The organism is Halopseudomonas sp., from assembly GCF_038130085.1.
Taxonomy (GTDB): domain Bacteria; phylum Pseudomonadota; class Gammaproteobacteria; order Pseudomonadales; family Pseudomonadaceae; genus Halopseudomonas.
On record NZ_JAYPMU010000045.1, the window covers coordinates 1 to 8,930 of the forward strand.

8 protein-coding genes are annotated in these 8,930 nt (G+C 54.2%); 3 read left to right on the top strand and 5 right to left on the bottom strand.

Annotated elements, in window-relative coordinates; genetic code table 11:
* The first annotated feature begins 56 nt into the window (after positions 1-56).
* On the top strand, positions 57-1,487 hold the full coding sequence (locus tag AAFM31_RS17475) for an alkyl sulfatase dimerization domain-containing protein (protein ID WP_341709146.1): 1,431 nt from the start codon (positions 57-59) through the stop codon (positions 1,485-1,487).
* Positions 1,488-1,643: 156 nt separating this feature from the next.
* Entirely contained in the window at positions 1,644-2,312 is a 669-nt protein-coding gene (locus tag AAFM31_RS17480; protein WP_341709139.1) for a hemerythrin domain-containing protein, read from the top strand.
* Here AAFM31_RS17480 and AAFM31_RS17485 read toward each other — a convergent pair.
* On the bottom strand, positions 2,295-3,632 hold the full coding sequence (locus AAFM31_RS17485) for a GAF domain-containing protein (RefSeq protein ID WP_341709140.1): 1,338 nt from the start codon (positions 3,630-3,632) through the stop codon (positions 2,295-2,297). The two genes, AAFM31_RS17480 and AAFM31_RS17485, sit on opposite strands and share 18 nt — an antisense overlap.
* Complete coding sequence (locus tag AAFM31_RS17490; protein ID WP_341709141.1) at positions 3,629-4,120, bottom strand: hypothetical protein; 492 nt, start codon at positions 4,118-4,120, stop codon at positions 3,629-3,631. The genes AAFM31_RS17485 and AAFM31_RS17490 overlap by 4 nt, the downstream gene beginning before the upstream one ends.
* A 538-nt stretch (positions 4,121-4,658) precedes the next feature.
* On the opposite strand from AAFM31_RS17490, the gene AAFM31_RS17495 reads away from it, so the two are divergent.
* Positions 4,659-5,855 carry an integrase arm-type DNA-binding domain-containing protein gene (locus AAFM31_RS17495; protein WP_341709142.1) on the top strand — a complete coding sequence of 399 codons (1,197 nt, stop codon included), beginning with the start codon at positions 4,659-4,661 and terminating at the stop codon, positions 5,853-5,855.
* Positions 5,856-5,916: 61 nt separating this feature from the next.
* Here AAFM31_RS17495 and AAFM31_RS17500 read toward each other — a convergent pair whose 3' ends face one another.
* The 3 genes from AAFM31_RS17500 to AAFM31_RS17510 all read right to left on the bottom strand — a co-directional run.
* A complete protein-coding gene (locus AAFM31_RS17500; protein WP_341709143.1) occupies positions 5,917-6,822 on the bottom strand; it encodes a toll/interleukin-1 receptor domain-containing protein in 906 nt (301 codons plus the stop codon).
* Between the two features lie 110 nt (positions 6,823-6,932).
* Positions 6,933-7,919, bottom strand: a complete 987-nt coding sequence (locus AAFM31_RS17505; protein WP_341709144.1) for an RES domain-containing protein — start codon at positions 7,917-7,919, stop codon at positions 6,933-6,935.
* A 41-nt stretch (positions 7,920-7,960) separates the two neighbouring features.
* Positions 7,961-8,930 (bottom strand): sce7725 family protein (locus AAFM31_RS17510; RefSeq protein WP_341709145.1); only part of this gene is annotated, 970 nt, incomplete at its 5' end.

Below are 8,930 nucleotides of genomic sequence, written 5' to 3' on the forward strand. Positions count from 1 at the left end.
ACCATGGCGGCCTGACTTAAACGAAATGGCCTCCATAAAACCCGGTACGATTCAAGATCACCAACAAGCCGATCAAAGCGATCATTTACACCCACAACCACACCGACCACGTCTTCGGCGCCAGCGCCTTCGCCGAAACACCGGGCATCCCGGTCTACGCCCACGACACTACCGAGTACTACATTAACCGCGTGGTAAACCAGATCCGCCCGATTATCAGTGCCCGCTCGATGCGCATGTTCGGCAGCCATCTGCCGCACGGCGAGCTGATCAACGACGGTATCGGCCCCAAGCTGGGCGTTACACCGGAAAGCTCGCTGCACGCGCTGACTCCGACCCATACCTTCGCCGACCAGCTGTCACTGGAGATCGCCGGCATCAAGCTGGAACTGGTACACGCCCCCGGCGAGACCGAGGATCAGATCTTTGTCTGGCTGCCGGAGAAGCAGACTGTGCTGAGCGGCGATAATATCTATCAGGCCTTCCCCAACCTCTACACCATCCGCGGCACCTACTACCGTGACGTCAAGCAATGGGCCAACACCGTAGATCGCATCCGCGACCTCGGTGCCGAGTATCTGGTGCCGAGCCACACCCGCCCGGTACAGGGCAAGCAGCGGATCGCCGAGCTGCTGACCGACTACAGCGACGCCATCAACTTTGTGCACGATCAGACCCTGCGTCACATGAACAAGGGCCTGACCCCGGACCAGATCGTCGAAGCGGTCAAACTACCGCCACACTTGGCCAGCAACCCCTGGTTGCAAGAGTTCTACGGCAAGGTCAGCTGGTCGACTCGTTCGGTATTTGACGGCTACCTCGGCTGGTTCAGCGGCAACCCGAGCGATCTGCAACCGGCACCCGAGCAGCAGCAGGCAAACGACATGGCAGCACTGGCCGGCGGCACCGACGCCCTGCTCAGCAAGGCGCAAGACGCGCTGGCACAAGGCAACGCTCAGTGGGCGCTGACGCTGAGCGATCACCTGATGCTACTGCAACCAGACAGCGACGCGGTCAAAACCCTGCGCGCCGACGCCCTGCGCACACTGGGCGCCGCCGAAGCCAACCCGAACGCCCGCAACTACTACTTCACCGTTGCCCGCGAAGTGCAGGATGGCCTCATACCCGGCTTCCGTCCACGCATGAATCTGGACTTCCTCGCCAGCCTGCCGATCGAGAACTTCCTGCATGCCATGCCAGCATTGCTGAAGGCAGAAGACACCTATGAGGCGGAAACTGCGCTGGGCTTTGACTTCCGCGACAGCGGCAAACAGTTCACCCTGCGCATTCGTCGTGGTGTCGCCAAGGTCAGCGATGGCCTCGACAGTGATGTCGTCGCCACCCTGCTGACCACCGAGAACGCCTGGAAGTCCATCGCCGCCGGCATTCAGAATCCGGCCGCAGCCCTCGCCGGCGACGATCTGGATATTGACGGCAGTACCCTGTCGGCGCTGAAGATTTTGGGGTACTTCGAAAAGATCGATTGAGCAAACTACCCGCAGGTTGCGCACCAGCAGCCTGCGGCCCACCCTATCGACCCGCAGCTTAGGGAAAATTTAGGATTTGCTTAGCAGCTATTTAGCAACCCGACCGGCTCCGTCCGCTTAGCCTGTGTGCTCCTCAAACAACAACGGAGCACCACCATGGCCCTTCCCCGCTACGACATTTATGCGCTGATCCACAAAGGCCTGCGCGCCTGTCTCACTGAAGCGCTGATCAACCTCGGCCGAGTCGATCTGTACGCCGAGGACGAACTTGCCACCGTACTGGAACAGGTCGGAGATCTGCTGGCGATCTGCCGCGGCCATCTCAAACACGAGAACACCTTCATCCACCCAGCGATGGATGCGGTCGAGCCCGGCGTTGCGACCGCCATGTACCACCACCACGACCACCACGTCGCGATGATCATCGTGCTGCAATCGCAGCTCGAGCACCTCAGCGAATGCCAGCGCAGTCAGCGCCCTGCGCTTGCCGCGCAGCTCTATCGCAAGCTTGCGGTGTTTGTGGCCGACAATCTGGCGCACATGCACGAGGAGGAAACCGAGAACAACGCCGTGCTCTGGCGTCACTACTCGGATGAGCAGATTCGCGACATCGAACACCGTCTGGTGCAGAGCATTTCGCCGGAAGACAACGCCCGCCACATGCGCTGGATGCTCACCGCCATGAACCACCAAGAGCGCGAACAGTTGCTCAGCGAGATGCGCGCGGCTGCACCGCAACCGGTGTTTGAAGGCGTACTGGCGATTGCTCGCGGCAGTCTGCCCAAACCCGAGTGGGGCAAACTGGAACTAGCCTTGGCAGGGTGATTCGGCGCTCAGTTGGACCGGGCGCGTCAGCACCAGCTGAAAGCGCCCGCGCCCAGTCTTGCGCAATTGCAGATCCGGACATTTTTCCGCCAGGCGACGGCGCAGCAGAATCAGCCGGGCTTCCAGGTTGTCGTCGATGTCAGGCAGCCCAAGGCTGCCATCAAGGCGCAGCTCTCGGTTGCTGAACTCAACCCGCTGCTGCGCCTGCATCAGGTTGAGCAGACGCCAGAGAATGCTGCCGGCGACGCCCTTGATCAGATAGATATCGTCGACAAACACACTGTGATTTCCGGCGAAGTAGCGCACTTGCAGTGGCGGCAACGAGGTGTCCGGCGTGCTCGACTCAGACAACGCCGGCCCCTCCGCCAGCTCCTGCTGCTGCAATTGGGCAATCTGCTGCGCCAGCTGCATGCCAAACACCATCAGGGCGTCCTCGTAGTGGTAGTCGAACACCAGTTCGCGCTCACTCTCCAGGAACAGCACACCTACCAGTCCCCCGCCCGACAACAGCGGAATCGCCAGCTGACTTTGCGGCGCGTCCAGCCCGGGAAAGGGAATCCCGGTCTCCAGCTGCGGATCCTGCTGCGCGCTGCGGGTAGCTTCGCTGTACAGATACTCCGCGGTCATGTGGCTGATCCGAATCGGCGTGCGGTAGCGCGCGGCTACCCCAATGACACCGCAGTCGTAGGGAATCTCGGCGCCGACACCCGACTCCGGATAGCCTAAGCTGGCCAGGGTATAAAGCTTCTGCGCTGCCTCATCGGCAATCAGGATCATTGCCTGCCGCACCGCGGTCAGCCCGGTCAGATTGACCAGTGCAGCGTCCAGCAGCGCCGACAGATCACAGTACCGTTGCAGGGTCTCACACAGCCGACGCAGCAAGCTGGTCCAGGGCAGCTGGGCGCTGCTGGGTGGGCCGACAACGCAATCAATTGCCTCAATGTGCAGCACCCGACAAATATCAGCCCCCTTGAGCACAAACACATCGCCCATGCCGGTATGCGAGGCAATGCTGGCCAGCTTGGCCTTCATGTTCTGGAACAGCGCGCCGTCGGTCTCGGTACGCAGATAGAGCATCGCCAGTCGGTAGCGCGCGGTAGTCACCGGGTCGATCAGGTAAGCAGTGATCTGCGGATTCTGCTGCATGTTGTCCCGGGTCTTGTTGAAGAACTGGAACGACAGCGCAATGTGCTCCCCATCCACATAGTGAATCTGCGAGACATAGGACACGTTCGGCACGCCCGCGGCGTCGCAGGTAGCGATGGTCGCCGGCACCACCCCTTCCAGACAGGCGCGCACATGATCAAGCGTCAGGCTCATGGCTGCGGCCCTATGCGCTTGCCGGCATCAACGCCCGGTGTCTGCTGGAACACATCCGTCGGCGTCATCACCAGCCGACACAAATCAGCCGCCTCGAACGCGTACAACCGTCGAGTAAAGGATTCGTCAAATCCCATCGGCAGGATATCAGCGGCAAAATTGGCCTGACTGGCCGCCAGCACCGTCAGGTCATCAGCCTCCAACGCGTTGATAAGGGCGTCACGCCCCTTCAGCTGCAGGGTGCGATGACTACTCGGCTCGGTGATCACCACCGCCAGTTGCCCGCAGGCCGCCACGTCTCGCAGCAGATCCGCACTCTGCCGGCGCGACAACAAGACGACTAATTGCTGGGCATCAGCACTGATCCGGCAAGCCAGCGCGCGGGCGATCGAAGGCACGTGACGGAGGTCACGGGAAGCGAGGGTAATGGACAAGCCCTTGGTAATGAACTCGGCATCGTCCGCTGACAACCAGCTCGGCGTGGGCATAGGCAGAATTCACGCAGCACAATGGCAAGAATGTAGAACTGCTGCAGGGGGTTTGACAAGCGCCCGCGTAAAGCCGATGGGTGTTGCTGAATGGGCGTGAGGTTGAGATACACACTGCAAGACAGAGAGCTCACCGGATAAACAAAAACGCCCAGCTAGGTGGAGCATCGTGTGGCCTGATGGCCTGTCAGGGATTATTCGGCGCTGCGCGCCTCACCGCTTCGCGGCCGCCGTCGCTGCGCTCCGGCGTTCCTCGCCTGCAGGCAGGCTCGGTCGAACGAGGGTTCTCACCGAGAGCTCACCGGATAAACAAAAACGCCCAGCTAGGCTGGGCGTTTTTGTTTATTGGCGGAGAGTCAGTCCTTATTTTCAGGGTTTCAGCACATCTCAAAAAATCCGAATATATGACGTAACACTATGTTTTAAATTGATATTTTTTAACACGTCGTCTTTTGACGTCTCAGCACTTCCAGCGCTAAAGTATGGGCCAGAGTATGGGCCAGCGAAGGCGCACCACATTAAAGCCAGGAGTACCCCCTTGGGCAATCTCACAGCCAAAGCCATTGAAAAGCTCGTCAAAGATGGCACCTCGAAAATGCACAACGATGGTGATGGTCTGTACCTTCGTATCAAGTCACCGGGAAGCGCCAGTTGGCTGTACCGATACCGCACCAATGGCAAACTCCGTGACATGGGACTCGGGGCCTACCCGGAGATCACCCTTGCTGATGCACGAGACCAAGCAGCCGATGTACGTAAGCTGGCCAAAACGGGCATAGACCCGCTTGACGAACGTAAGCGCCTTCGTGAAGAAGCGGAGGCGGAGAAACGCCGTGCAGCCGAGATGTCGATCACGTTCGAAAGTGTTGCGCTCGACTACATTGAGTCCCAGAAAGCTGGCTGGAAAAACGCCAAGCATGCAAGCCAGTGGACCAATACGCTAAGCACCTACGCCTTCCCACTCATCGGTGACTTACCGCCCAACCAGATCACCACCGAGCATGTGCTCAAGGTATTGAAGCCCATCTGGACCAAAGTGCCGGAAACCGCGTCCCGTGTACGAAACCGGATTGAGTTGGTTTTGGACGCAGCAAAAGCTATCGGGCTTCGTGAAGGTGAAAACCCCGCAAGATGGCGCGGGCATCTCGACAAGCTATTCCCCAAGCGCAGTAAGGTGAGCAAAGTGGTGCATCACCCTGCCCTACCTTGGCAGGAAGCTCCTTCCTTTATGGAGAAGTTGCGTCAGTGTCATTCCCCATCACATCGCGCCCTAGAGATGACGATACTTTCATGCTGCCGCACTAGTGAAGTACTTGGCGCAACGTGGGATGAGGTCAATCTGCAGGAAGGCGTCTGGACCATACCTGATGAACGTATGAAAGCGGGCCGATCTCACCGTGTGCCAATAACCGGCGCACTTCGTTCGCTCCTAGAAGGCTTACATCGGATAGACGACAGTCCGTTCTTATTCCCAGGTAGGGACCACGGCAAGCCGCTCTCGAACATGTCTATGTTGATGACGCTGAAACGAATGAGCTACGACCACATCACCGTCCACGGCTTCAGGTCCACATTCCGTGATTGGGCCGCTGAGAACACCGCACATCCACGTGATGTCTGCGAGCAGGCTCTGGCTCATACGCTAGAAAGTTCGGTGGAGTCGGCTTATCGGCGCGGCGACATGTTTGAGAAGAGACGCAGGCTGATGGAGGACTGGGCGCAGTATCTCGTCTAACGGTAGACAGCGCCCTAACTCACGCGTTTTTCAGTGAATTAGGTACCTAAAGCTTCATGCCTCACCATGGCATCGAGCGGATCTCTTCAAATCGCGCCAACTCTTCGGTAGTGGCCTCGCGCTCGACCGAACTGACATATTTAAGTATTTTTCGGAAGTACTCAGTTATGTTAATCAACTGATCCTTTCCGTTGTCATTCCCCATTTTTCGACACTTAACGAGAATGTCTATCTGAGTTCTAGTCTTGGAATCATGAAAAGCGAATTTTCTATTTTCGGGAGTGGAGGACTCTAGAACAACAAACATTTCATCTTTCACCCGCTCAGCATAGTCCAAGAGAAGAACTGCATTTGTGGTCCGCCCTATCCAACCAATATCCGCAGCATCAAATTTTTGCTGACGACGAGTAGCGACCTCATTATAGAGACAAATTATCTCCGTAAGGAACGACATTTGAAGAGTATTAGATGTCTGAACTATCGTGTAGTTTATAAAGTAACTACCATTCACCATACCCCAGTCTACGGACCAATCTAGGGAACCATCCGCTTCGTCAATGCGGCTTTGACTGCCGTTCGAAAACTGAGCTACCGATTCAAGAAGGGTGTGCATACCCTCATCGAAGTCTGCCCTGAAGTCCGCATACATTTTGTCCCTTAGAAACAATGGTATTTTGCAGTCTTCCAGTAGCACAGGAACTACCACTACGCGCTTTTCATCAAGCTCTCGAAACAGACCCGCTGTAAGCTCCTTCTTACACCACTCTGATTCTACCGATGCTTTGGACAGCATTATCAGAAGGGCGCTTGACCCCTCCACCGCCTCCTGCACTTTATTAATTATTGAGTCCCCCGCCTTGAGCTCCCAGCGATCAACCCAGACACTAGTTCTTTTTCTCACCAAGTGCCCTGCGATAAGATCAACTTTTGCCTTATCCACATGCGAATAACTAATAAAAACTGGCATATCCTCTCCTTGGCCAGAATCAAACACCAAACCGCAAAAAAAGCTTGATCTTCGGAAATTCAAAGTTTAGGAAAACACACATTATTCCGAACCGAAATTTAAACTTACCTCTATCCTAAATCGAATTCGTGAACAGTCCTATTTACTACGTATTTTTTTGGCTCCGCAGCAGTCAGCTTGTCACCATCAAAGAACACGAAGTTCTTTCCATCGCCAAAGGAGCTATTAAAAATAAGACCATCAAACTTCGCTTCACTTTTTATAAATTCGCAAAGAAACTGAGTCGGTATATAGTCCAGATTAACATTTTCCGGCCGAACAGGCCTAGACAACTCTTCAGAAAAAAGTTCAAGAAGCCCAAGAAACCCCAGCGCAGCGGACAACTGCTCTTCTCCGAACGCAGAAGCGGAACACAGCTTCCGAGGAGACGTCAAGTCTAGAACAGAGAGCTCGCGGAGTGGCGTAAATTCAGAAACATATATGCAACTCGAATTACTCGGACGAACTTCGCTAATACAGGTCCTCAGCGTATCAGCAACGTACAGGTAGGGAATTCCTAGAGGGTTAGCCCGACCTCCTGTAACTTTATCGCGTGGAGGACACCCCATCTGCGCAGCATTTAGCGGGTCCTCAGATATCCTAGCCCGAAAGAAACTTTCCCTTTCATTTACAGGAGTTTTCAGTTGCTCAAGGAGCTGAAAAAGAACGGCCTCCGCACCATCCGTGGCTGACTTGCTGAATAGTGAGGAATGGATGGTTGCCTTTGGGAAAAAGCGATTTTTATGCTTTAGCTCTAACTTAAACTCTTCCCATTGCCCTATATATGTTTCAACACTGAAATCAAGCTGAAATTTCTGTTCAGCTACACCCACCCCGAATATATCGTCAATTAACGCGATTGGCTGACGAACTTGATCACTAAAAAGCCCATAAAAATCTAGAATTTCATGAAACTCTTGTCCATTTTCATCTGGGGACAAGCCATAAGCGAACAACTCAAGCTTGTCTGTCAAATTTGTTGGATCTATGCAGGACACTTGATTGGCCCCACAGTAACTGCATCGATTTATCTCCCCCTCAGAAACTATCTTGGCCACGACCACTGAATCTTGAAAGCACCGAACGCAGCATCTAGGCATCATTCACCCCGAACAAATTCGCATGTAGTCTCAATGTGATGCTTCATCGAGTACTTTTTTACTTGTCCGAGCCCAGGAAATGGAGCACCACGAAGACTCAATAGTTCTTGAAGCCCTCGCGTCTCAAAAAAGACCCCTCGATTTTCTTCTATATAGTTCGAGACGCTTTCAAGTGCAGACTTGAACTTCCCACCAGGGTTCGCAGGAGAGTCATCATTAAACGACGAAAAATGCCTAACATACATCGCATCAAACTCATCATTATCTATATAGCTCAAATGAACAGTTACCACATATGCCGGACCACCAGACTCACTATACTCCTCGCTCAATATTGTATAATCGCCGAACCCAATAGCATTATTATAAGTTCTCCACTCAGTATGAAGAGAAGAGTAGAATGATTTATCTTTATAGTCCGCATTCCGGCTCTTTTTTTCAAAAAAATCACCAAAAAGCACGACATTTTTCAAGCGTGAAACCGCTCCAGAGTGGGCTCGATCCTTGTTCACAAGGACGCAACTAGCCTCCTGCAACATCTCCAGAAGAGCCTTATCTATCCCTCCCTCAATAAATACTGCACTATCTGAAAGGGAAAGCCCAAGCCTGCCCAACAGCGACAAGTCTTCAGTACTTTTAACCTTAACGCAGGGAACAAATTTTACGGAGCTTGCAATTCTTTCAAACAGACCATCAGCCCCATTTGAAAAGTCACCTATTGCAGGATTTATTATTATCAACGGAACTATTTCAAACTTCGACAAAAGCTCCACTGTCTTGATGAGCTGAGCAATATTATCTCTCACGGGCTCAATAACAGGCCGAATAACGTCCGACCCAACATAGCTCGCCAGCTCTCTTAAAGCTATTAGCTCAAATTGCTTTCCTCGTAAAATCGGGTAGTACATAAAGCATGGCTGCGGCAAAAACTGAGTGCAACACCTGACCTTTCCGGTACGGTGCTGCCCT

Bases quoted from the DNA above. Each gene is read 5' to 3' on its own strand.
- AAFM31_RS17480 (WP_341709139.1), top strand. From the start codon at position 1,644: ATGGCCCTTCCCCGCTACGACATTTATGCGCTGATCCACAAAGGCCTG.
- AAFM31_RS17485 (WP_341709140.1), bottom strand. From the start codon at position 3,632: ATGAGCCTGACGCTTGATCATGTGCGCGCCTGTCTGGAAGGGGTGGTG.
- AAFM31_RS17490 (WP_341709141.1), bottom strand. From the start codon at position 4,120: ATGCCCACGCCGAGCTGGTTGTCAGCGGACGATGCCGAGTTCATTACC.
- AAFM31_RS17500 (WP_341709143.1), bottom strand. From the start codon at position 6,822: ATGCCAGTTTTTATTAGTTATTCGCATGTGGATAAGGCAAAAGTTGAT.